25 protein-coding genes are annotated in these 21,889 nt (G+C 37.3%); 19 read left to right on the forward strand and 6 right to left on the reverse strand.

Features of this window, described 5'->3' with window-relative positions:
• Window positions 1-3: 3 nt before the first annotated feature.
• Together N0B48_RS08670 and N0B48_RS08675 are read right to left on the reverse strand one after the other, a co-directional pair.
• Window positions 4-2,343, reverse strand: a complete 2,340-nt coding sequence (locus N0B48_RS08670; RefSeq protein WP_259838300.1) for a TonB-dependent receptor — start codon at window positions 2,341-2,343, stop codon at window positions 4-6.
• 193 nt (window positions 2,344-2,536) lie between these two features.
• Window positions 2,537-2,668, reverse strand: a complete 132-nt coding sequence (locus tag N0B48_RS08675; protein ID WP_259838301.1) for a hypothetical protein — start codon at window positions 2,666-2,668, stop codon at window positions 2,537-2,539.
• 382 nt (window positions 2,669-3,050) lie between these two features.
• Here N0B48_RS08675 and N0B48_RS08680 point away from each other — a divergent pair, with 382 nt between their 5' ends.
• The 13 genes from N0B48_RS08680 to N0B48_RS08740 all read left to right on the forward strand — a co-directional run bounded on the left by N0B48_RS08680 (window position 3,051) and on the right by N0B48_RS08740 (window position 10,681).
• On the forward strand, window positions 3,051-3,686 hold the full coding sequence (locus tag N0B48_RS08680) for a LysE family translocator (protein ID WP_259838302.1): 636 nt from the start codon (window positions 3,051-3,053) through the stop codon (window positions 3,684-3,686).
• Window positions 3,687-3,795: 109 nt separating this feature from the next.
• Window positions 3,796-4,668, forward strand: coding sequence for an AraC family transcriptional regulator (locus N0B48_RS08685; RefSeq protein ID WP_259838303.1), 873 nt, complete (start codon window positions 3,796-3,798; stop codon window positions 4,666-4,668).
• An 81-nt stretch (window positions 4,669-4,749) separates the two neighbouring features.
• Window positions 4,750-5,472, forward strand: a complete 723-nt coding sequence (locus tag N0B48_RS08690; protein ID WP_259838304.1) for a siderophore-interacting protein — start codon at window positions 4,750-4,752, stop codon at window positions 5,470-5,472.
• A gap of 1,258 nt (window positions 5,473-6,730) precedes the next feature.
• Entirely contained in the window at window positions 6,731-6,946 is a 216-nt protein-coding gene (locus tag N0B48_RS08695) for a RebB family R body protein (protein WP_034728290.1), read from the forward strand.
• Between the two features lie 17 nt (window positions 6,947-6,963).
• Window positions 6,964-7,446 carry a hypothetical protein gene (locus N0B48_RS08700; protein ID WP_259838306.1) on the forward strand — a complete coding sequence of 161 codons (483 nt, stop codon included), beginning with the start codon at window positions 6,964-6,966 and terminating at the stop codon, window positions 7,444-7,446.
• Window positions 7,443-7,697 carry a hypothetical protein gene (locus N0B48_RS08705; protein WP_259838307.1) on the forward strand — a complete coding sequence of 85 codons (255 nt, stop codon included), beginning with the start codon at window positions 7,443-7,445 and terminating at the stop codon, window positions 7,695-7,697. Before N0B48_RS08700 ends, N0B48_RS08705 begins: the two co-directional genes overlap by 4 nt.
• Window positions 7,675-8,127, forward strand: coding sequence for a hypothetical protein (locus tag N0B48_RS08710; RefSeq protein WP_259838308.1), 453 nt, complete (start codon window positions 7,675-7,677; stop codon window positions 8,125-8,127). Before N0B48_RS08705 ends, N0B48_RS08710 begins: the two co-directional genes overlap by 23 nt.
• A gap of 217 nt (window positions 8,128-8,344) precedes the next feature.
• On the forward strand, window positions 8,345-8,572 hold the full coding sequence (locus tag N0B48_RS08715; RefSeq protein WP_259838309.1) for a RebB family R body protein: 228 nt from the start codon (window positions 8,345-8,347) through the stop codon (window positions 8,570-8,572).
• A 488-nt stretch (window positions 8,573-9,060) separates the two neighbouring features.
• Window positions 9,061-9,321 carry a RebB family R body protein gene (locus tag N0B48_RS08720; RefSeq protein WP_034728088.1) on the forward strand — a complete coding sequence of 87 codons (261 nt, stop codon included), beginning with the start codon at window positions 9,061-9,063 and terminating at the stop codon, window positions 9,319-9,321.
• Window positions 9,322-9,398: 77 nt separating this feature from the next.
• Window positions 9,399-9,659 (forward strand): RebB family R body protein, encoded by a 261-nt coding sequence (locus N0B48_RS08725; RefSeq protein ID WP_090022877.1) that lies wholly within the window; start codon window positions 9,399-9,401, stop codon window positions 9,657-9,659.
• 80 nt (window positions 9,660-9,739) lie between these two features.
• Complete coding sequence (locus tag N0B48_RS08730) at window positions 9,740-10,000, forward strand: RebB family R body protein (protein WP_034728083.1); 261 nt, start codon at window positions 9,740-9,742, stop codon at window positions 9,998-10,000.
• A gap of 80 nt (window positions 10,001-10,080) precedes the next feature.
• Window positions 10,081-10,341: a RebB family R body protein gene (locus N0B48_RS08735; protein ID WP_034728080.1), complete on the forward strand. Its 261-nt coding sequence runs from the start codon at window positions 10,081-10,083 to the stop codon at window positions 10,339-10,341.
• A 79-nt stretch (window positions 10,342-10,420) separates the two neighbouring features.
• Window positions 10,421-10,681, forward strand: a complete 261-nt coding sequence (locus N0B48_RS08740) for a RebB family R body protein (protein ID WP_034728079.1) — start codon at window positions 10,421-10,423, stop codon at window positions 10,679-10,681.
• Between the two features lie 319 nt (window positions 10,682-11,000).
• On the opposite strand, the gene N0B48_RS08745 is transcribed toward N0B48_RS08740, so the two are convergent.
• From N0B48_RS08745 to N0B48_RS08760, 4 genes are read right to left on the reverse strand one after another with little or no spacing between them, the layout of a single operon-like run.
• Complete coding sequence (locus N0B48_RS08745) at window positions 11,001-11,684, reverse strand: response regulator transcription factor (RefSeq protein ID WP_259838310.1); 684 nt, start codon at window positions 11,682-11,684, stop codon at window positions 11,001-11,003.
• Between the two features lie 3 nt (window positions 11,685-11,687).
• Complete coding sequence (locus tag N0B48_RS08750; RefSeq protein WP_259838311.1) at window positions 11,688-12,446, reverse strand: sensor histidine kinase; 759 nt, start codon at window positions 12,444-12,446, stop codon at window positions 11,688-11,690.
• The gene (locus N0B48_RS08755) at window positions 12,413-13,060 is read right to left on the reverse strand and encodes a hypothetical protein (protein WP_259838312.1); all 648 of its coding nucleotides are present in this window, start codon (window positions 13,058-13,060) and stop codon (window positions 12,413-12,415) included. Before N0B48_RS08755 ends, N0B48_RS08750 begins: the two co-directional genes overlap by 34 nt.
• Window positions 13,047-13,751 (reverse strand): hypothetical protein, encoded by a 705-nt coding sequence (locus N0B48_RS08760; protein ID WP_259838313.1) that lies wholly within the window; start codon window positions 13,749-13,751, stop codon window positions 13,047-13,049. The genes N0B48_RS08755 and N0B48_RS08760 overlap by 14 nt, the downstream gene beginning before the upstream one ends.
• A 212-nt stretch (window positions 13,752-13,963) precedes the next feature.
• On the opposite strand from N0B48_RS08760, the gene N0B48_RS08765 reads away from it, so the two are divergent.
• The 6 genes from N0B48_RS08765 (at window position 13,964) to N0B48_RS08790 (ending at window position 21,860) form a co-directional block, all read left to right on the forward strand.
• Window positions 13,964-14,290: a nucleotide pyrophosphohydrolase gene (locus N0B48_RS08765; RefSeq protein ID WP_259838314.1), complete on the forward strand. Its 327-nt coding sequence runs from the start codon at window positions 13,964-13,966 to the stop codon at window positions 14,288-14,290.
• A gap of 8 nt (window positions 14,291-14,298) precedes the next feature.
• A complete protein-coding gene (locus tag N0B48_RS08770; RefSeq protein ID WP_259838315.1) occupies window positions 14,299-16,494 on the forward strand; it encodes a DNA/RNA helicase domain-containing protein in 2,196 nt (731 codons plus the stop codon).
• 279 nt (window positions 16,495-16,773) lie between these two features.
• Complete coding sequence (locus N0B48_RS08775; RefSeq protein WP_259838316.1) at window positions 16,774-17,283, forward strand: hypothetical protein; 510 nt, start codon at window positions 16,774-16,776, stop codon at window positions 17,281-17,283.
• A gap of 736 nt (window positions 17,284-18,019) precedes the next feature.
• A complete protein-coding gene (locus N0B48_RS08780; protein WP_259838317.1) occupies window positions 18,020-19,342 on the forward strand; it encodes a DUF262 domain-containing protein in 1,323 nt (440 codons plus the stop codon).
• A complete protein-coding gene (locus N0B48_RS08785; RefSeq protein ID WP_259838318.1) occupies window positions 19,335-21,245 on the forward strand; it encodes a GmrSD restriction endonuclease domain-containing protein in 1,911 nt (636 codons plus the stop codon). Before N0B48_RS08780 ends, N0B48_RS08785 begins: the two co-directional genes overlap by 8 nt.
• Before the next feature lie 30 nt (window positions 21,246-21,275).
• A complete protein-coding gene (locus N0B48_RS08790) occupies window positions 21,276-21,860 on the forward strand; it encodes a hypothetical protein (protein WP_259838319.1) in 585 nt (194 codons plus the stop codon).
• Window positions 21,861-21,889: the final 29 nt, after the last annotated feature.

Below are 21,889 nucleotides of genomic sequence, written 5' to 3' on the forward strand. Positions count from 1 at the left end.
GATCTAAAATTTGAAATTATAAGTGATGTTCGGTACCCAACGGAACAGTGAAGTTTGCATAGCTCGGGTGGTTCCCGGATTATTAGGATTGTCTTCAAACGTAATGGTGTAAGCATTTTCACGACCATAAAGATTGTAAATACCAAATGACCACGATCCTTTGAAACGTTTGGTAGATTCCGGCTCATACGTAGCACTCAGGTCCATTCTGTGGTAGGCCGGCATACGGTCCGCATTTCTGCTGCTGTACTGGAATATAGTCTGTCCGTTCAGTTCGTACTTCGCAGTAGGGAAAGTAACCGCGTTTCCTGTACTGTACAGGAATAATCCTGATAAAGACCATTTTTTACTCAGTTCATAAGTAGCGACGATGGAAAGATCATGCGTCTTGTCCATTCTCGCATTGTACCAGTCATTATCATTGATCCCGTTTATTTTTCGTTCGGTTTTAGACAGGGTGTAAGAAATCCATCCGGTCAGTCTTCCGCTTTTCTTTTTGGCGATAAGTTCTAAACCATAGGCTCTTCCTTTCCCGTACAATAATTCACTTTCTACATCAGCTGCTGTGTCAAAAGAGATTTGAGCACCGTTTTTAAAGTCGATCTGATTCTTCATGGATTTGTAATAAATCTCAGCATTCACTTCATAGTTATTGTTCTTGAAATTTCGGCTGTATCCGGCACTGATCTGATCTGCTATTTCCGGCTTTACACTGTAGCTGCTTCCGATCCACTGGTCGGTAGGATTTCCGCTGCTGCTGTTGCTCAGAAGGTGTAAGTTCTGTGTGTTTCGGGAATATCCTGCCTTGATGCTGCTTACCTCATTGATACGGTAGTTGGCTGTAACTCTCGGCTCAAGATTGAAATACGTCTTTCCGAATTTCCCTTTCTCTAAAAAGCGGCTTTCTGTAATCACATCGCCTTCATAGGTATTGTAAGTATCGCCTCCTAAAACGCTGAACGTAGAAAGTCTTAAACCATAATTAACTGTAAGTTTATCATTGGCTTTAAAATCATCATTGATATACACCGCATTCTCCCATGATTTTCTAGGGTTTCTTGGAAAGCTGCTCACACTTGTTCCTGAAGCGCTGCTTGGCGTAATCGTATGATAAATAGACTGAAGTCCGAAACGTACAGAATGCTTATTTCCTGCAAACCAGGTGAAATCCTGCTTAAGGTTCCAGTCCTCGATTTGAGAATCCAGCCCAAAGGTATTGTCATTACTTTTAAGACTGATTTTATAATTGTAATTGCTGTAAATGAATGACGTATTGGAGAACAATTTACTGTTGATAATGCTGTTCCATCTCAATGTAGCGGTTGTATTTCCCCAGTCTGTAGAGAATGTGTCTCCTAAGCCCAAAACATCTCTTCCGAAATATCCTGACAGATAAAGACGGTTATTTTCATTAATCTGATAATTAGCTTTTAAATTCAAATCATAGAAATAAAGCTTACTGTCTTTGAAATCCTCACTTCCCTTAAGAAAAAGGTCAGCATAAGTTCTTCTTCCTGATACAATGAATGAAGATTTTTCCTTTTGAATAGGACCTTCTACGCTCAGTCTGCTGCTGATCAATCCGATCCCTCCATTCACATTGTAATCCTTATTGTTTCCGTCCTTCATTTTAACGTCCATCACAGAAGAAAGACGTCCTCCGTATTGTGCAGGGCTGTTTCCTTTGATGATACTGGCATCTTTCAATGCATCACTGTTGAATGTACTGAAAAATCCAAGTAAGTGCGAAGCATTATAAACAGGCGCCTCATCCAGTAAGATCAGGTTCTGGTCCGTAGCGCCGCCTCGTACACTGAATCCACTGCTACCTTCACCATTGCTTTTGATACCCGGTAAAAGCTGAATCGTCTTCATTACATCCTTTTCCCCGAATAAAACAGGCAGTTTTTCTATGTTTTTGATGCTTAACGTTTCAGTTCCCATCTGGGCGGTAGAAAGGTTTTTATCCTTTTTCACCCCTGAAATAATCACTTCATCAATTTTTCCTACTGTTTCGTTCCCTTTTTCCTCCTGATTAAGCGGGAGATCCATTTTCGTATTCTGTTCCACCTTTACAGGCAGTTCGAAATCCTTATAACCGGGATACGAAACAATCAGTGTATAATTTCCCTCAGGAAGTGATAATGAGTAAAAGCCATATTCATTGGCAACCACCGCAATAGACGGATCTTCACTCACTTTTACAGTAACCCCGATCAGCAGTTCCCCATTTTTGTGATCTTTCACGGTACCGCTTACCGAGTATTTTTGCTGCGCAAAAGCCATGGAGCTGAAACAGAGGACAGCGGCCGTAGCGGCAGTTTTAAAAAACAATTTTTGCATTGAGTTTAAATTTTAATGTAGTAGAAATCTATCAAATAGTCTATTTAATGGGATGAATGTTACAGAAAATTAGAATAATGAAACTTTAAATGTTAGAAATATGGCTTGTAGTTTACTGTCAAACGTAAAAAAGCAACCGATATTACGATCCTTAGAAAATAAATATAGTATTATACACCCTGGAGAGAAATACTTATTCTTCAGGACCTGGAATAGAAGCTTGTTGAGTGAAGGGAGTGGTAGAATAAGGTGATTTTTTTGAGATCGTATTGATCTGCAGTAACTGTCCCTCTTTGGATAGAATAAATAGGCTGCATTTCGTCATCTGGTTCATAGTTTTTTGGTGGTTATTCTGAGAAAAGTGGAAAATTCCCCCCTTCGGGAATACAAAAATAATAAAATACCTCTACCAAGCTTACAATTAATTGTTATCTTTTGGTAATAAACACTATAGCCCGATTGTTTTACAGAATGTAACTTTTCATTTTCGATATTCATATTAGAATTTGTATGGCGCAAAACTATTCTTAAATGAGTCTACAGATGTTCGGAATTATCGAGACGAACGTATTTTTTTTATCCATGTCAAGGTTTTGTGTTCTCCAAAGCAAATAATTACGAAATGATGTATATTTGTCAGTTAATTTTTTAAATGCCGGGTAGCATTTTCCCGGTTGCGTTCCACATCAATAAATGACCGGTAAAAGATGATTCCACTTCACGACCTTCTGTTTTTTGTCCTGGCTGCCCTTATTTTAGTCATAAGTCCCGGGCCAAACATGATTTATTTAATTTCAAAATCAATCACCCAGGGGAAAAAATCTGGATTGATTTCACTGGCCGGCGTAGTTTGCGGTTTTCTGTTTCATATTGTCATGGTCTCTTTTGGACTTACGGCCGTACTACTAGCGGTTCCGGTGGCTTACACTATTCTGAAAACACTTGGAACGGTTTATCTTTTATATCTGGCTTATCAGGCAATTAAACCAAAAAGTAAAAATATATTCGAGGTAGATAGAACCGGAATGCACGATGGTCCTAAAAAACTATTCACCATCGGCTTTCTGACGAATGTCCTCAATCCAAAAGTAGCCATATTCTATTTGTCTTTTTTTCCACAGTTCATCAAGCCTGAATACGGTTCCGTTCTCACTCAAAGTCTGGAATTGGGAGTGGTACAGACTTTTATAAGCTTCACTGTTAATTTTATCATTGTTCTAACGGCGGCAAAAGTAGCCGTGTTTTTCGCAGGAAATCCTTTCTGGGTGAAGGTTCAAAAATGGTTTATGGCGAGCGTACTAACCTTTTTAGCAGTAAAAATGGCGTTTTCCAAAGCCAGATAATACAATTTTTCTTGTTTATACCGAAAAAATCATCTTTGGGATAAAGGATAATTGCCTTCAGTTTCGTCTATTCTGATGAATATTTCTAATTTTACGTTACTATTTAAAGATGAAACAAAGCATTCCCACCTATGATCTGACCGATAGTACACAGCATGGCATTCTGATTGAAAGGATTGAAAAACGTACGATGAGTACGGAAGACAATCTTTTTGATAAAGGAATTCACCGTGACAGTCATTATATCTTTACCTTTCTGGAAAGGGGCTGGGCCAAAATGATGGTCGATTTTAAGACCATTGAAGCTCAGGGTTCTTCTGTTTTTTTTCTGCTTCCGGGGCAGGTTCATGAAGGAATTTTAATGGAAAACGTTAGCGGATGGTTTATTGCGGTTAAAGCAGATCTATTGTCCGATACTGTGAGATCTGTTTTTGAAGAATCATTGATAGATATACATCCCGTTTCCATTGATGACAACTGGGTAGAAAAACTGAGCTCATGCGCAGAAATACTGAAGAAGTCCTGTACGGAAGAAATGCTGAGCTCAAAAGAAGGATTTTTAGTAGTCCGGTCTTTAATGAATGCTTTTACAGGAATGTACGCGATGGTTTTTTTAAGCGAAAACAATTGTGAAATATCTACTGAAAGCCGCGCTGTTCAACTGACCAGAAAGTTCAGAATTCTGATACGGAAAGAGTTTAAAACCATGAAAAGCCCATCGGTCTATGCCGGACTTTTGAATATTTCCCCGGGTTACCTTACTGAAGTAATCCGTGAAGTGACAGGGAAATCTGCCCAGCACTGGATTCATCAGGAAATTTTAATAGAAGCGAAAAGGCTTTTGTCCTTTACCCAGCTTACCGTTAAAGAAATTGCTTATGAGTTGGGATACAACGATCATACCTATTTTTCACGTTTATTTTCGAGAACCGAAGGCTTCCCACCATCGGAATTCAGGGACAAAAATCGCAGGAAGAAGTAAACCGCGAATAGTCCAATCAATACCCTGAAACAGCTATCGGTCCGCATTCGTTTTGCGCTTTCCTTTGCATTAAAATTATTTATGCCAAGCTTACCAAAATGGATTAATGATACTTTAGAAAATGTCATGTCCTCCAAGTTTAAAGAATGTACTGTTATCCATATAGAACCTGTTTCAAATGATCTTCGCCTTGTCCGTTTTGCTTCCGATCTGGAAGATGTTCCTTTTGAACCGGCTTATGCCATAGGAATAAGAGTGAACGAAAGGGATTACCGTAATTATTCACCATTCAATTTTAATAAACACACCGGAACTTTTGATGTGATATTTCATCTTCATGATACCGATTCGGTTGGAGGCCGCTTTGCCAATAGCCTTTCAGAAGGAGATACTACCAAAATTTTAATGCCCCGGGGAAAACGTTTTTTCGAAATTAATGCAGAAATTCATTTCTCTATCGGTGATGAAACCTCTCTGGGAAGTTCCTTGTCCATCAAAGAAGCAGCCGAAGAAATTGGGGGTTCATTTGTATGTCTCCATGAATTGGAAGAGGCTTCAACACTGAAAGACTTGGAATTATATGGCTATCATGCTCCCAAAAATGATATACAGAACATTATGGAAGCACTGGACGATTTTCTTAAAGAAGAAAAGGAGGCTGTTTACAATAACGAAGCAGTTTTCTATCTTACAGGAAACGGAAATACCATGTCTGTCATCCGGAAATTCCTTAAAGCCAAAGGGGTGGATGCCAAATGTATCAGATCGCAGGCATATTGGATAGAAGGGAAGAAGGGGCTTTAGAAGCTGTTATATTTTATCCCAGACTTCCACAAAACTTAACCCGTCATTGCGAGGAGCGTAGCGACGAAGCAATCTCAAAAACGAAGCGAAAATTATTCAGATTAATTGTTAGTACTTGTTCAAAACCTTATAGGTTTTCGAAACCTATAAGGTTTATAGTAGATCTGCTACATTCTGCTTTTAGAAAAATAGAGGTTTGTTGGTTAATCGCAAAGACGCTAGTTTCTATAATGACGCTGTTATAAGGCGCAAGGATTTTATCTGCGATAAAATTGTATACTGTTTATCATTACGAAAAAAAGGAATCCCATAAAAAATAGGATAGAAGTTATTGTCAAAGATCTTTACCCTGCTGAAAATCTTCGATTTTCTTGTGCCTTAAATATTTCATCCAAGGAAAGCCCGTGCACCTTCGCGTTTAAAACCTTTCTATTCCAATAAGTTTTAATGCAAAATTCATAATCTATATTTTTTAAATCTAAGCGTAGCGACGAAGCAATCTCAAAAACGAAGCGAAAATTATTCAGATTAATTGTTAGTACTTGTTCAAAACCTTATAGGTTTTCGAAACCTATAAGGTTTATAGTAGATCTGCTACATTCTGCTTTTAGAAAAATAGAGGTTTGTTGGTTAATCGCAAAGACGCTAGTTTCTATAATGACGCTGTTATAAGGCGCAAGGATTTTATCTGCGATAAAATTGTATACTGTTTATCATTACGAAAAAAAGTAATCCCATAAAAGATTTGGATAGAAGTTGTTGTCATTGATCTTTACCCTGCTGAAAATCTTCGATTTTCTTGCGCCTTAAATACATCATGTAGGGAAATCCTTTGCGCCTTCGCGTTTAAAACCTTTCTATTCCAATAAGTTTTAATGCAAAATTCATAATCTATATATCTACGATAAATATTTTTCCAATTGAATCATACACCGTCAGCATTAATCGTGACGGTGTTTTTTATGCTTATAATTTCTTCAGATCTCTTTTAATAAATCATTTTGGCTTGGTTTAAATGTTTAATAATAAGATTTAATTGCTTATTTCTCACATTAAAGGGAAATACCTGAGTTTCTAAAAACCAGTAAATTCCCTTAAGGTAGATATATTTTTCTTTTGGACATTTGTATCAGAAGAAAGGGAGAAACAGAAAATGAAGAGGAGGGAAGGCGTAGAACAGTAAACCGGGAGAAAGGTTCTTTAAAGATAAGAAGAATGAATGATCCTTAGAAATGTAATAACCATTAAAACCAAGTATATGTCAGATACAGTAAATAACAAGGTCACCGATGCGGTAACGCAGACCAATGTTACAGTGCTCGGCGAATCACCGGCTCAGGCAATGAGTATGTTGTACCAGATGGCGATGCATGCCAGCGGAATTTCGATACAGAACTCAGTAACCAACCAGCAGAACCTTAACCAGCTTAATCCGGCCATTGTAGCAGATGCCATTAAGATCTTAAAAGGATAATCTAAAACTTTAAAACCATGGGAACGCAAAATTCAGACGGAGCCAAACCTACCAATGCTGCAGAAGAAGCGGTAGTTTTCATCAACAAAGAAGTATTGTCACCACCGACAGCTTCTCCAATGACCGGCGCAGGAAAAGTAATGATCGATCAGTCGACGGGGATGATGGTTCAGGATCTGCAGTCTTTTTTAAAGGGATTTGAGCAGGTAGGTCTTATCGCACTGAGCAGATTGGCCAATAATTTCCTGACCTACGGAACACCCAGCGAAAATAAGCCGCCGCCAAAGAAAAAACTCATGGAAGGAGCCGCTGAAGAGACAGAAACTGAGACCGGAAATGAAATGATGCGGGATCTTTTTAAAATCGTCAGCGATTATGCCGAAGTGAAAACGAAAATTTCTACAGCGATCTTTGCTGTCAACAGCAATCTGAATCCACCGCAGAATATTGCACCGGTCGAAGATCTTCCCACGGAAGATGCTGAAAAAAAAAACAATTGACGTCATCGCCTGTCAATGAAAAACCAGAAGAACAGGACAGCATGGGAAATAAAAATTTTGAAGCTGACGGCGGAGACGGAAAATTGGTGCTGAAATCTATAAAGCTGACTCAGCCACTCGTAAAACCTAAGATCGAAGAAGCGGTCATTCCTGCAGAAGAGCCTGAAAAAGAAGGGCCCGGAAAGACCTTATCTATGCAAATCACAGACAAACTTAAAAAAATAGGAAATGGATTATTCAAAAGATCATAATCTCAAAAAAATAGATCCGGCCATCTACGAAGATGTTCCCATGGATGAAGAGGAAAATGCGGCTGCAGGCGAAGAAACAGGCGAAGACAGCCCTGTTGTAGAGACAGAACGTAATGCCGCGGGGATAGACATCAGCGCCATGCCGTTTGTTCTGAGTCATGAAGATGAAATCATCAACTACATCAAAGATAAGGCAACCAAAGAAACCCTGAAATCATTAGCACCACTGTTGGAAAAGCTGGAAGAAGCTGTGAAACAGCAGGAAGCGTATCAATCACCTGCCACAGCCAGTCCTGTAACAATGAACTATGATGATCAGTTAAAAAAACTGCAGGAAGCTTCAGTGGTGAAAATTAAAGAGAAAGAATTAAGAATAGCGGAAAGAATGAATAAGCTGCAGGTGAGATTTGCGAATATGAGGAAGAATTAAGGGAATAGGGAATAGGCAAAAGGGAGTAGGGAGATTTTTGAAGTTCAAAAGCAGAACTTCAGAGCAATGGTATTAAATTTTTGAAACTATTAAATTCATTTTTATGGTGACTGCTAGAAGTCAGTTGCCGGATAGTAACTTCCATCCTCCCTCTTCCAGCTTCCAGCACTCTTAATTTTCACATTAAATAATATATCCAACCAAAATAACAAATCATATGAATGAAATCAATACAGCAGTGATGGGAATGTCTGCCTCTGTGCCCGCCGCGATTTCTATGCAGGTAAGCGCGCATTCCACAGGATTAATGCATATCAATTCCGCATTGAATCAACAAAGGGACGCGATGCTTGGAATGAGCAATTACGTCATGGGACTTAAAAAGATGAGCTCAGGAAAGGTAAGAATCAAAAGTTCAATAGCATTCGGAAAAGGCCGCTTTTAATTAACATCCCTAAAGAAAAACTACGGATGCGGTGTATTCCTCTGTAAAGACAGAAAACGGTGCCCTCAGCATATATACAGTCAAGTTAGGTCAATATTTATTTCCACACCGTTTTTTGAATGCTCAACGTGCAAAACAGTCAAACATCCTCAATCCCCCGAGAAAAGATCGCGTACAGCATACCTACAGAAGGAACAGATGGTAAGGAGATATATCCGGACATCTCAACCGCATCCTTTCTTCAACATCGTACAGGATAATTGAAGCTTACAGAATAAAAATTTAACTCCTGCAGATTGTACAGGTCATGATTTCAGCCATTGTATCGAGAATCATCCATACAGCGAAACCCAATTACCAGTCTGCAACAATGCCTTGAAAATCTGTGTCATTGTATCATTTGCGGGAGCTTAAAATAATAAGGAAACTAGTTTAAATCAAAATAATTTATTAACCGAGATCACATCTCAAAAAAAACAATTACAACTATGGCAACAGTAAACGAACAAATCACAGACGCAGTAACGCAGTCGAACGTGAAAGTAGTGGGAGAATCTCCTGCAATGGCTTTAAGCAACGTCTATCAGGCAGCTGCACACTCTACGGGAATCATGTTTGAAAATGCGGTGAACACGCAAAATCAACAGAACATTTTAGGACAAGCAGCCACTACTCAGGGTATTATGCAGATTTACAGCATGGATACAGTGGCAGACGCTGTTTCTATCGCTAAGATCCTGAAACCTTAATTTTTTCTGAAAACGTAGAAATTAAGCCTCAAATCCGGCAGATCCGGTGTTTTTAATCCACACAAACAATAATCATTATGGCAACAGTAAACGAACAAATTACAGACGCAGTAACCCAATCCAATGTAAAAGTAGTAGGTGAATCTCCTGCAATGGCGCTAAGTAACGTGTACCAAACAGCGGCACATTCTACAGGAATTATGTTTGAAAATGCAGTGAATACGCAGAACCAGCAGAATATTGTAACTCAGGCAGCCACTACACAGGGGATTGCTCAGATTTACAGTAAAGATACCATCGCAGATGCTATTTCTATTGCTAACATCCTGAAACCTTAAGAGTTTTCACTCCAAACTAAAATAATCATTATAAGCCGGAAGTCCCGGTCAATTTTTAACCCAAATAAACAATAATCATTATGGCAACAGTTAACCAACAAATCACAGACGCAGTTACCCAATCCAACGTAAAAGTGGTAGCAGAATCTCCAGCAATGGCTTTAAGCAACGTGTATCAGACCGCAGCGCATTCCACGGGAATCATGTTTGAAAATGCGGTGAATACGCAAAATCAGCAAAATATCGTCACTCAGGCAGCCACTACGCAAGGTGTTACGCAGATCTACAGCCTGGATACAGTAGCAGATGCTGTTTCTATTGCTAAAATCCTGAATCCTTAACCCGTTCAGCAAACAACAAACAATAATCCTTATCACCGGATGATCCGGTTTTCTTTTAACCCAAATAAACAATAACCATTATGGCAACAGTAAACGAACAAATCACAGACGCAGTAACGCAGTCGAACGTAAAAGTAGTAGGGGAATCTCCTGCAATGGCTTTAAGCAATGTATATCAAACAGCAGCGCATTCCACAGGAATCATGTTTGAAAATGCAGTGAATACTCAAAATCAGCAAAATATCGTCACTCAGGCAGCGACTACACAAGGTGTGACGCAGATCTACAGCCTTGATACCATAGCCGATGCTGTTTCTATTGCTAAAATCCTGAATCCTTAAGAGATTTCGGCTAACGGCAAAAATCCCCCACAGCCGGATCATCCGGCTGTTTTCTAAACCCAAATAAACAATAATTATCATGGCAACAGTAAACGAACAAATCACAGACGCAGTAACGCAGTCGAACGTAAAAGTGGTAGCAGAATCTCCTGCAATGGCTTTAAGCAACGTCTATCAGTCAGCGGCACATTCGACCGGAATTATGTTTGAAAATGCAGTGAATGCGCAGAACCAACAGAATATTTTAGGTCAGGCAGCCACCACACAAGGAGTTATTCAGATCTACAGCATGGATACAATCGCAGATGCGGTGTCCATTGCTAAAATCTTAAATCCTTAATTATTAGCGTGTTTTTTAGATTCCAATCAGGGAGTGCATATGGTGTACTTCCTGATTTTTGTTTTAGGGAAGAGTTTGAAGGTTTCGGGGTACGGGATTCGGGTTTGTGCGGGAAGAGGGAAGGAGAGTTTCGGGGTGTGGGATTCGGGTTTGTGCGGGAAGAGGGAAGCACTTGAGGTCCGAAAACAGAACTTCATCATCTCTGTATTAAATTTTAAAACAACCCCTATCCCAAAACGCTCAAACGCTCAAACGCTCAAACTCTCTGACTCTAAAACCCTCCGACGCTCCAACCCGAATCCCGAATCCCGCACCCCGCCTATTTATCCAGCAAAACAATCTCATTCGCATCAATAATCCTGTTCTGTACAGCATAAATGACGAGCCCGGCCATATTCTTTACGCACGTTTTAATCATCAGATTGGTCTTATGGGTTTCAACGGTTTTTGGGGAGATAAACAGGGCGTCTGCAATTTCTTTGGTGCTCATCTGCTGACAAACCAACTTCAGTACATCAATTTCCCTTTCCGTAAGATCATCTTTGGAGTAGGCGTGAAATTCAGGAAGTTTATTGGACAGCTGATGTCTCATCACTTCTATCTGATCATTTGAAAAATAATGACCGTTTTCATGTACCGCATTGATGACCGCTGGAAGTTCACTCAGTTCAATTTCCTTCGATAGGAAAGCATGAGCTCCCATTTTCAACATTTGTCCCATAAAAGATCGCCTGTAAAAGCTCGAAAGGACAATGATTTTCATTTCCGTATCAGTTTGTGATAATGCTGAAAGTACGTCAAGGCCACTGCCATCGGTCATTCTCAGATCAAGGATCAGAATATCAGGAGCGTTGGTTTCTATTTCTCCGAGGAAAGCTGTTCCGCCGGTGCAGGTAAGTGTCGTTTGGTAGCGGCTATCTTTATTTATATAATCCTTTAAAAGCTGGACAAAGAGAAGATCATCGTCTACAATCCCAATCTTTATTTTTTGTGATTCTTTCATGGTTTAATTTGATTTAAATGCCGTAAGGATCATCCATTGCGTTCCTTTTTCCGGCTTGGTTTTTAGTTTATATACTGCGTTGATCTGCTGGGTTCTTGACCGGATGTTTCTAAGGCCTATTCCTCCGTATTGAGTTCCGGTTTTAAAACCACAGCCATTGTCTTTCACGGTCAGAATCAGGTATTGCGTTGAAATTCTGAGCCTTATTTCGACTTTTGTGGCTTGGGCATGTTTCAGAACATTGCTGATCAGTTCCTGAACAATCCTGAACATATTCAACTTTACTGAACTACTGATCCTGTCTCCAGGATTTCCGGAATGATGAAAAGCCACGGGAATATCTTCAACCTGTTCAAGATAATCTGCAATAAGATCTGGAAGTTCAATGTCATCCAGATCCGGGGGCGTAAGGTTGTGAGAAAGTTCGCGGATCAGTTGCATAGAAACCCTGATGTCCTGGCTGAGCTCATTTACGCTTTTACTGGCTGTATTTAAACGGATGAGGTTCAGTCTTGAAATAATATTATCATGAAGTTCCTCTGCCAGACGTTCCCGGTCTTTTTCCTGAATATAAAGGGTGTTTTCCCAGCATTCCGTCTGGGTATTTCTGACCATCTGCATTACTTTTCTTTTATTTTTTTTAATACTTTTCAGATAAGTGGTGGTGAGTACCGTTATAAATAAGGTTATTAAGAACAGCAGCCCGATCCCGATCCATATCCACAGGACTACTGCCAGATTCTGATTTTCCCGGTACGGCATCCCAGATTAACAATAGCAAGATAAAAGCACAGCAAAAGTACCCCTCTGAACAGCCATACAGGAGCCACCCATTCCATATGGTTATTGATCAGGAAATTGAAGGTCGTGGAAATTACCGTTTCAATCGAGAAAAACAGGAATACGGCAATATTCACAATGAATAAAGTGGTATCTGTTTTGGCCTTTCTGATCACATGCAGAAAATAAAGTCCTCCAAAACTACAGATTACGATATTCGGAATAATATTCGAGTAGAAGGTAAGTGCTTCAATGCTCTGATGATACAGTATATTGAACGTCAGCAAGATCAAGGCGGAGGCATAGATGGACACTCTTATCCGGGGAGAAATTTTGTAGAAATAGACATTGTAAATCTCCGTCAGGGCAAGCAGGCTCAAAAACTGGCTTAATGAATAATTGTAAACATTGTAGGTCGTCAGTTTCATCAGCCTTCCGATAAGGTCGGAGAGTTCCAAAGCAGCTTCACCCAGAAAAAACAGGATCAGCAGGAGCTTTTCTCTTATTCCGGTCGTCATAAACAAAATCAGACCCGACAGTAAAACCAGGTTGATAAGGACTTGTAAAAATAGGGACAGGCTGTTATACAATGCCATCACTTTTGATCAGAAGTTGGAAATTTTGCTGGTCAGACATTGTGAATGGTGGTCTTGGCGTGGAGAAATCTTCGGCTTCCTTACTCATTTCATTCACTTCAAGATGCTTTACGGTAATAATTTCTATATGGTAATCCGAAAGGGAGCTTCTGTCTTTTAACAGGGTAGTGAGTCCCAGGAAACTGATGCACAGCTGATCTTCCTCAAGACCCAATTTCTCATAATCCGAAAAAGGAATGGAGATCAGTCTGAAAAACGGCTTTTCTCTGTTGAGGTCAAGCCATGTACTGCCGAACATATTCCATCTGAAATTTCTGTTGACGGCAGATTCCCAGTCAATGGACGGAGCTGCCAGAGCTTCACTGAAATATTGCTGCCACGGATCCACCGAGTTGCGGGTAAATTCTTTGACCAGAATATGGCTGAAATCTGCTTCCGCATCGCTTTTGGAATCGATCAGGAAAAACTTGAGACGGTCTTCATCAATGCCTGCATAAGCATGAATAGTAGGGTTTAATTCATGCTCCAGATTATTTTTCCAGTCCTGAATTTCCTTTCCCGTCACAATGAAATGCGTCCCCTGATTTAGCGCATTGAGGATCTCCTGTTCACTTACTTTATTCCCGATCTGATACAATTCTGTTAAAGTATTCCATTTCCTGATGGCATTGCAGATGTTCTCAATTTCCATAATATTGAATATTTGTGAATAATATTTCTTTATGGTTGAAATTTACGAAAAAATTGGATTTAAATCACGTTGTTTAGAAATAGGTGTATTTTATTAGATATCAAATTTTTTAATTTACTATTTTTACTGAAATGATGCCAAGAGCAACAATTTTATCTGTAGATTTCTTACTTTTAAGTTAAAATTGAAACTCTGATTTAAAAATGAACCCTATGATAGATACTGAAACTTTGGAAAAACTTTTAAAATTTCGCGATGATCGTGATTGGGAACAGTTTCATAATTCGAAAGATTTGGCTTTAGCCTTATCTATTGAGGCCTCTGAACTTTTGGAAATATTCTTGTGGAAAAAAGATGAAGATTTTAATAGAGATAAATTAGAAGAGGAGCTGGCCGATGTGTTTATGTATGGTCTTCTTCTTGCCCATAAAAATAATATTGATATCAATAAGATTATTTTAAAAAAGCTTCACAAGAATGATGAAAAATATCCTGTAAATAAGGCAAAGGGAAGAGCCGATAAATATGATGAACTGTAATTTTGGAGATGAATAATTTTTTAATTACTGAAGAGTATAGCTTTGATTACTTCGTAGAAGATAAAATAAACCATAATCATAGAGATTATGTATCATGGCCTATAGTATATCTTTTGAAAAATGAACGCAATAAGTCTGCATATGTTGGTGAGACCACAGACGTCCTAACTAGAATAAATACTCACTTAAAGTCGGAAGAAAAAAAACATCTGTCAACGGTAAATCTTATTTTAAGTGAGCTGTTTCATAAGTCTGCAACATTGGACTTAGAAGCTAATCTTATTAAGTACATTGCTGGAGATGGAAAATATGCTTTAAAGAATGGGAACCTGGGAATTTCTAATCATCAGTATCACGAAAAGAAAGTATACTGGGAATTATTCAAAAGTATATGGGACGAACTTATTAATAGAGGAATAGCTCATCAACCGCTAAATGTGATTGATAATTCTGATCTGTTTAAATATTCACCTTACAAATCACTTTCAAAAGAACAGATTAAAGGGTTAAAAATGATCTTAAACTGTCTGCTGGATGAGAATGCTAAAGTAAGTCTTATTCATGGAGGTGCTGGAACGGGCAAATCTATTTTGGCTATTTTTCTATTTAAATTATTAAAAACAGATTTAAGAGATTTTAATTATACTGATTTCGATGGAGAAGATAAAGAATTATTCTCGCTGCTAGAAGAAGTAAAGGAAAGTTATACTGATCTAAAGATGGCTTTAGTAATTCCAATGGCTTCATTCAGAAAGACTATTTCCAATGTTTTTAAAAATGTGGATGGATTGTCTGCTAACATGGTAATAGGTCCTGCAGACTTAGCAAAGAGGACTTATGATCTGGTTATTGTAGATGAAGGTCATCGCTTAAGGAGGAGAGTCAATTTGGGTTCTTATTATCGTGGATTTGATGATAACTGTTTAAGACTGGGATTAGATAAATTTACAGCATCAGAACTTGATTGGGTAAAGATGCAAAGTAGTAAATCTATTATTTTTTATGACCAATACCAATCCGTAAAGCCTTCAGATACACCCAGAGAAAGTTTTAAAAAATTAGAAGAGGCACCTTTTACACGAACAGAAAAATTAAAAAGTCAATTTAGAGTTCGTGGCGGAAATAAATATATAAAACTTATTCATAAACTTTTTGATGAGCCCCTAACTTCTCCTGTTGAGAAATATAAAATTAGTTCCTATGAGTTTTATGTTTTTGATGATTTGGCTGAAATGGTAAGCAGAATCAAAAAGAAAGATGAACTCTATGGTTTATCAAGAATGGTTGCAGGTTTTGCATGGGAATGGGTTTCTAAAAAGAAGCCAGACGAGTACGATATTCTTATTGGAGATAACAAACTGAAATGGAATAGTAAGGATAAGGACTGGGTAAATTCTAAAAACGCCATTAATGAAGTAGGATGTATTCATACGACACAAGGATATGATTTGAATTATACAGGAGTAATTATAGGTCCTGAATTGGATTATGATTTTGAGCAGAAAAGATTTGTTGTTTATAAAAATAGGTATAAAGATAAGAATGGGAAAAACTCTGTTAAAGATGAGAGTCAACTTCTGAATTATGTTATTAATATTTATAAAACCATACTATTAAGAGGAATTCAGGGAACATATATATATGTTTGCAATGAGAATCTAAGGAAGTTTATTCAACAATTTGTCCCGCTGTTTAAATCCAGAAATAAGACTGATAAGATTAAATTTTTGAACGAACCGGCTGAAAATACTATTCCTTTTTATGATTTGGAAATAGCAGCTGGTGAATTTTCCGAATTTCAGGAGTCTGGAAAAATTCAATATATTGAAGTGGATAGTTCATTGAGCAATGATGAACATTTTGCATGTAAAGTTATTGGAGAATCTATGAATAAGATTATTCCTAATGGAAGCATCTGTTTATTTAAAAAATATAATGGAGGTTCTCGCGATGGGCTTGTTGTATTGGTTGAAGGACGAAATATTTTTGATGAAGAATATGGTTCTAATTATACTATTAAGTATTATTCAAGTAAAAAACAGATAAATGAGGAAAATTGGTCTCATGAAGAAGTAGTTTTGTCACCTAAGTCAACAAATCCGGAATTTAAAAATATTGTGTTGAAAAGCGATGATACTCATGGATTTAAAATTATTGGTGTTTTTATTCAGGTACTGTCTGAAAAAAAAATTCTAACCTCCTAAGTATAAGAAATAATCATTTTCCGTCCCTTTTAAAAGGAAAAATTCACCTATACATACTGCCTCTATGAGGCAGTATTTTTTTATGGAATACACAGAGCTATTTTCACATTTTCATGCCTAAGCCATCATTTTTTTCATTAAAAAATTACGAGAAATAAACCGTATTATTTGATTTTTATTTTCTGATGAATGCTCCCTGAAAAATTGCTTTTTGCCTGCTTTTTCAATGTTTGTACTCACTATATTTGGAATTATTAACATTCAAAAACACACAAAATTATGGCACTAGACAATTTAATTAGTTTAAGTTTTTCCAGTGAAGAATTAGCAACTATTGATCAGGCGCTTCAGGCTATACAGGCCGCGCTTTTAGGAAAAACCATCAATCTTACCCCGGAGCAGAGACAGCAGTACGGGAGGATTGCAGAGCAGAATAAACTTTTCGTGAATAAAGCGAAAAGCTATATGGAACAGTATGCACAGCATGTTCCAGGATTTCTGGATAAAGCAGAATTCGACAGGGATTATACAGCCAGAGAACAAATCGAGCAACGCCTTCAGCGTCTGGATTCCCTGAACGAACAGCTCTCCGATACTAAAGTCCTGTTGGATCACGACAATTACCATAACGCGATCAGTTTTTACAGAAATGTCAGATTCCTTTCCGAAGAAAACGTCCCGGGAACCAATGTGATCTATGATGATCTGAAACAGTTCTTCGTCACATCCCCTCAAACTCCTGTTACTCCGCAGGCACCAACAAATAGTAGCAACAGTCAGACGGAATAATGCAGATAGAAATACTCAAATGAAAAGCACGTTTACAGACGTGCTTTTTTATGGATGCATAGTAAATTGAACTCAAGGAAAGCAAAAAGTCACGTACACCGATTATGCCAAACGATAAAACGCCCGCTTCATAGAATCAATGCAATTGATTTCCTCTTTGCACTCTTAAAATAGATAGGGTCAGAATGAACCTTTGCGATAAAAAAACAGGCTGTTTTCTCCCTGTTTTCTCCTTCCTGATGCCTGTAAAGTGGCTCCAGACACTTGGATAAGTTCCTCGCTCCCCTTGAATAACTGGCTAAAGCCACTTTACAAGTCCCTGGAACCCGTTATGCAACCCTATCTACCCCCTTGCCTAAGGGGGTAAATACCCTTTATGAAGGGGATGTCGGCTGTTCGGAAGTCACTACCGGGGCTTATTGAAGAGGGTAGAGCTACTTTACAAGGGTGTAGTAGTTCTTGAGTTTAGTATTAGAGTAGATTTTGTTAAAAAATTATGTTTTCCCGTAAGTACAATCAGATTTTTTTTAATATTATTGTTATCAAAACTATATAATCTGCTATGAAAATAAATCATTTCAAACTTTCTTTCGGCATCAAACGGCTATTTTTTACATGAGACTATTTTAAACCGATTTATTTTTCTAATAGAAATATCTAAATTATATTTTAAGACTATTCAGGCTTCTCATTGAGAAATCTGTATAATATTAAATGAAAAACTCAAGATGAAAATATGATAGAAAGCCTTGCTGAAATAGAAAAACAGGGGTCTTTAACTGTTGATGATTTCTTTAATCAATTTAAATTGAAAATATCCGATTATCAAAGACCCTATGTATGGACCGAAAAACAGATCATCAAACTCTATAATGATTTGTCAAATTATTCACGAAAAAACAAAAATAAATGTCCGCTGTATTATCTTGGGACGGTCATTCTGGTTAAGAATAAAGAGGGGAAAACTTACGATATTATAGACGGGCAACAAAGAATTTCAAGCCTGTTAATTTTGGCCCATCTGCAGGAACAAAGTGTTGGGTTAAATGATAATTTTTGTGTAGAATCAGAGATTTCAAGAAATAATATTAAAAAGAATGTTTCTTTTCTTAAAGATCATATTGATGGTTTGAAGTTGATGGAGGCATATACTGGAATTGATTTTTCTGATATCAATATCACCTATATTATTGCAGAGTCTCAGGATCAGGCATTTAAATTTTACACGACTTTAAATACGTCAGGAAGGCGGTTAGATGGAATCGATATTATCAAACCGTTTCACCTGCAGGCTCTGGAGAAATCAAAACAGATAGAAAAAGCTTTGGATTTAGAATACTATCAGTTTGATTCTGCTAAACTGAACCAGATGTCTGAACTGCTGTTAAAAGCCAGATATTGGCAAGGGATTAAGTTCAGAGAATTTCCAAGACATAATTTCCAAGAATGGAAGCTGAGGCTGCCAGAAGAATTTGCTTATGAAGAGATGCTGCCTGATAAAGATTATAAGTTCGCGGAAGCCTGTTTGTCAAAGGGAAAGCTTACCGTGGACGCTCCAAATTATAAAGTAAGACAGCCTTTATATAAAGGAGAGAATACAATCCATTACCTGATATACTATTGTGAAATCTGGGACCGTCTTGAGGAGAAGTTAAATTCAGATCATTCAGACATTTTAAATAGAATTAAAAAGCTACGTGGATGTGAATTTAATTATGAATATTATCAGATGGTTTTAATTACTTTGATTTCCCGATATGGAGAAGGTTTTATTGAAGATAGGAGCTTCATGGGTATGGCCCAACTGTTATTTAAAGTATGTTTTTTCAAAAGACTTTCAAAACCAGTGACCAAGAAAATCGTACATAATTTTGAAGAGGGAGAAAAACTTCTTGACCGGATATATTATTCCCATGACCTAGCAGAAATTGTTACCTACTGCAAAAAAAAGAAATACAGTAACTTATCAATTAGTAAAGATCATACAGAAGGTGTTGTGGGTAATTTCTATAATGAATTCAAAGATATTTTAATGAATAAACAAATTGATAATGTGTAAGTTTGAAATTGCTCCTAAGCGGCTGATTAATTTTGATTATACAGTGAATGTTCCGGTGTATCAGAGACCATACTGTTGGGGAGAAGAAGAAATAGAAAGACTTTTGGAAGATTTTTTAGAAAATCAGAAAAATCTTGGGTATTTTATCGGAAATATTATTGCCGTTGATAATGATGGTGTTTATGACTTGATAGATGGACAACAGCGTTTTACGACATTATGGATTCTTTGTCTTTATCTGGCTCATCAAAATAAACAAAATGAGCAATACAGGAATTTGCTTCATTTCTGTTGTACTGATGATCAGTCGAGACTCAGCTTTTCAATTAGAAAACATACAAATTTATATCTGGAAGAGCTGCTTAGATCTCATGAACAGATAGAAAAAGGGAAACGGTTTTGGGAAATAGATCATTTGTTGTCAGCAAGCAGTGGAAGTAAAAAGCTCAAACCGGAACTGGAGCAAAACAGAAATATAGCAGCTGCTTTCTCGATTATTGAAAACTGGATAAAAGACCGTAAACAAAATATCTCTATTGAATTTTTGCTGGAAAAAGTGAGTTTTCAGTTTTTAACGGCACCAGCAGGGAGCGATGAAAATAAACTCTTTATTCAGATTAATACCAATGGTACGCAATTGCAGCATTATGATATCTTAAAGTCTGAATTAATCAATGCTATACTTCCTGGAAATAGGATAGAGTATGCTAAAATATGGGATAAGATGACACTGCAGTACTATTCTAAAGCTGAGTCTGAGTATAATGAAGATCATGCTTCACAGACTGCATTGAAAGATATTATACAGGATGTAATGACCGGTAGTTGTGAAACGGTAGATGAGAATGAGGAAGATGAAGATCAGAAAGAAACACAGGATTATCACTATGAATATATGACAGATTTCAATACGCTGCTCATTCATACTTTATATATTTTTCAGAAAAAACATGGTAGCCAATATAACATAGGAGCTCCAAGTATGTTTGATAAGGAGCAGTTGCTAAAGGTGTTCGGTAATTTCAGAGAGATGATCAGCGATAAGAACCAGGAAGATTTAAGGCATCAGATTGCAGTGGATTTCATCATGGTTTTGAGAGAAGTGAAGAATAAGATAGATCAGCATATTATCTTTAAGGATCTTGAAGATAATGGGTTTGAACTATTAGATATCAGTTTGAAGGAAAATGAAGAGGAACATCAATATTCTGTCAGGAAAAAGGAGTCTGAACAGCTTCAAAGAATGCTTTACCACAGCAATTGGGATAAAAAACATTTTTGGTTGGGATTATATATAGATTTCCTGCTGAATAATGAAAACGAAGATGATGATTTAAAACATCTTGAAGTTATAGATAATGCACTATCAGGGTCCGCAAGTGCATTCAAGGTTTATGCATTTTACTTTAACGAAAATACCTCTTTGGAATGTGGTCAAAAAGATTTTAAGAAAGTAGAGGATTTCAAATTTGGAGAAATACAGAGGTACTGGTTTTACAAATTGGAATATCTTCTCTGGAAAAATAACCAGGTAAAATATCCCAATTATAAAATTACTTCACGAAGTTCAGTAGAACACGTTCTGCCTCAGAGTAAGTATGATGATTTCGATAAAAAAGATATTGATATCCATACATTCGGAAACCTTACTTTGCTGTCTGTATCCGAGAATTCATCGTTCTCAGATGATCATTTGAATAACAAGCTTAAGTATTTGAATGGGATGAAAAATCCTCCTTTAAAACTCAAAAAGCTTTTCGAAAAACTGGAAGAAAATGGGCTTATTGAAGATTTTAATTTTGAGAAAGATACAGTGCCCTATGATTTTTCCGGATTAAAAGAGACGCTTAGAGAGCATGAGACTGAGATGCTTAGTCTGTTAGAAAATCACTATGCTGAATAAGAGAATGTGAAACTGTAAAATATAAATGGTATGAAAATAAATGACTATCAGGAAATCATCTCGACATTCGACAGAGATATAACAATGCATATAGAGAGTCTTAAAAAACACATCTCAGATATCCGGTTTGATACGGAGAATGCAGTTTGTTTTACGCTTTCCGACGATTTTGATTCTTCTTTGTTTTTGAAAAAAGAGAAAAAGCAGGGACTTTATATGTTTGAACTAAATCTTGATACCTATTTAAATGCTGGTGTAAGAAGGGAAACCAGGATAAAAAACTTTGCATTGGCATGGAAAAACAGGAAGCAGGATTCTTTCTTTTCTTCCAGTACAATCCAAAAGAGGCTAAAGGTTAGAGAACTCTTTAAAGAACAGTGGCTTCCTATTTATATCGGGAAAAATAAGAATATCTACTGTAGAATACGGGAGCATATAGATTTGTCACCACAAAAACAGACGTATGCGATGAAACTAAGACATAGAAAAAATCTTCATGGACTGGAGTTCAGAGTGTCTACCATTGAACTTGACGTCAAAAATTATGACTTCATAGTTCCTTACGTAGAAAAATCGTTAAGAGAAGAGTATCATCCTATCATAGGTAAGCAGTAAAACTTAATATAGCTTATCTTATAGACTTT

The sequence above is a fragment of the Chryseobacterium herbae genome (assembly GCF_025154075.1).
Taxonomy (GTDB): domain Bacteria; phylum Bacteroidota; class Bacteroidia; order Flavobacteriales; family Weeksellaceae; genus Chryseobacterium; species Chryseobacterium herbae.

Excerpts from the sequence above, each read along its gene's own strand:
- N0B48_RS08730 (WP_034728083.1), top strand. The coding sequence starts at position 9,740 with ATGGCAACAGTTAACCAACAAATCACAGACGCAGTTACCCAATCCAAC.
- N0B48_RS08725 (WP_090022877.1), top strand. The coding sequence starts at position 9,399 with ATGGCAACAGTAAACGAACAAATTACAGACGCAGTAACCCAATCCAAT.
- N0B48_RS08710 (WP_259838308.1), top strand. The coding sequence starts at position 7,675 with ATGGATTATTCAAAAGATCATAATCTCAAAAAAATAGATCCGGCCATC.
- N0B48_RS08740 (WP_034728079.1), top strand. The coding sequence starts at position 10,421 with ATGGCAACAGTAAACGAACAAATCACAGACGCAGTAACGCAGTCGAAC.
- N0B48_RS08755 (WP_259838312.1), bottom strand. The coding sequence starts at position 13,060 with ATGGCATTGTATAACAGCCTGTCCCTATTTTTACAAGTCCTTATCAAC.
- N0B48_RS08780 (WP_259838317.1), top strand. The coding sequence starts at position 18,020 with ATGATAGAAAGCCTTGCTGAAATAGAAAAACAGGGGTCTTTAACTGTT.
- N0B48_RS08670 (WP_259838300.1), bottom strand. The coding sequence starts at position 2,343 with ATGCAAAAATTGTTTTTTAAAACTGCCGCTACGGCCGCTGTCCTCTGT.
- N0B48_RS08785 (WP_259838318.1), top strand. The coding sequence starts at position 19,335 with ATGTGTAAGTTTGAAATTGCTCCTAAGCGGCTGATTAATTTTGATTAT.
- N0B48_RS08775 (WP_259838316.1), top strand. The coding sequence starts at position 16,774 with ATGGCACTAGACAATTTAATTAGTTTAAGTTTTTCCAGTGAAGAATTA.
- N0B48_RS08690 (WP_259838304.1), top strand. The coding sequence starts at position 4,750 with ATGCCAAGCTTACCAAAATGGATTAATGATACTTTAGAAAATGTCATG.
- N0B48_RS08750 (WP_259838311.1), bottom strand. The coding sequence starts at position 12,446 with ATGCCGTACCGGGAAAATCAGAATCTGGCAGTAGTCCTGTGGATATGG.
- N0B48_RS08765 (WP_259838314.1), top strand. The coding sequence starts at position 13,964 with ATGATAGATACTGAAACTTTGGAAAAACTTTTAAAATTTCGCGATGAT.
- N0B48_RS08695 (WP_034728290.1), top strand. The coding sequence starts at position 6,731 with ATGTCAGATACAGTAAATAACAAGGTCACCGATGCGGTAACGCAGACC.
- N0B48_RS08735 (WP_034728080.1), top strand. The coding sequence starts at position 10,081 with ATGGCAACAGTAAACGAACAAATCACAGACGCAGTAACGCAGTCGAAC.
- N0B48_RS08745 (WP_259838310.1), bottom strand. The coding sequence starts at position 11,684 with ATGAAAGAATCACAAAAAATAAAGATTGGGATTGTAGACGATGATCTT.
- N0B48_RS08700 (WP_259838306.1), top strand. The coding sequence starts at position 6,964 with ATGGGAACGCAAAATTCAGACGGAGCCAAACCTACCAATGCTGCAGAA.
- N0B48_RS08770 (WP_259838315.1), top strand. The coding sequence starts at position 14,299 with ATGAATAATTTTTTAATTACTGAAGAGTATAGCTTTGATTACTTCGTA.
- N0B48_RS08685 (WP_259838303.1), top strand. The coding sequence starts at position 3,796 with ATGAAACAAAGCATTCCCACCTATGATCTGACCGATAGTACACAGCAT.
- N0B48_RS08760 (WP_259838313.1), bottom strand. The coding sequence starts at position 13,751 with ATGGAAATTGAGAACATCTGCAATGCCATCAGGAAATGGAATACTTTA.
- N0B48_RS08790 (WP_259838319.1), top strand. The coding sequence starts at position 21,276 with ATGAAAATAAATGACTATCAGGAAATCATCTCGACATTCGACAGAGAT.
- N0B48_RS08720 (WP_034728088.1), top strand. The coding sequence starts at position 9,061 with ATGGCAACAGTAAACGAACAAATCACAGACGCAGTAACGCAGTCGAAC.
- N0B48_RS08715 (WP_259838309.1), top strand. The coding sequence starts at position 8,345 with ATGAATGAAATCAATACAGCAGTGATGGGAATGTCTGCCTCTGTGCCC.
- N0B48_RS08680 (WP_259838302.1), top strand. The coding sequence starts at position 3,051 with ATGATTCCACTTCACGACCTTCTGTTTTTTGTCCTGGCTGCCCTTATT.
- N0B48_RS08675 (WP_259838301.1), bottom strand. The coding sequence starts at position 2,668 with ATGACGAAATGCAGCCTATTTATTCTATCCAAAGAGGGACAGTTACTG.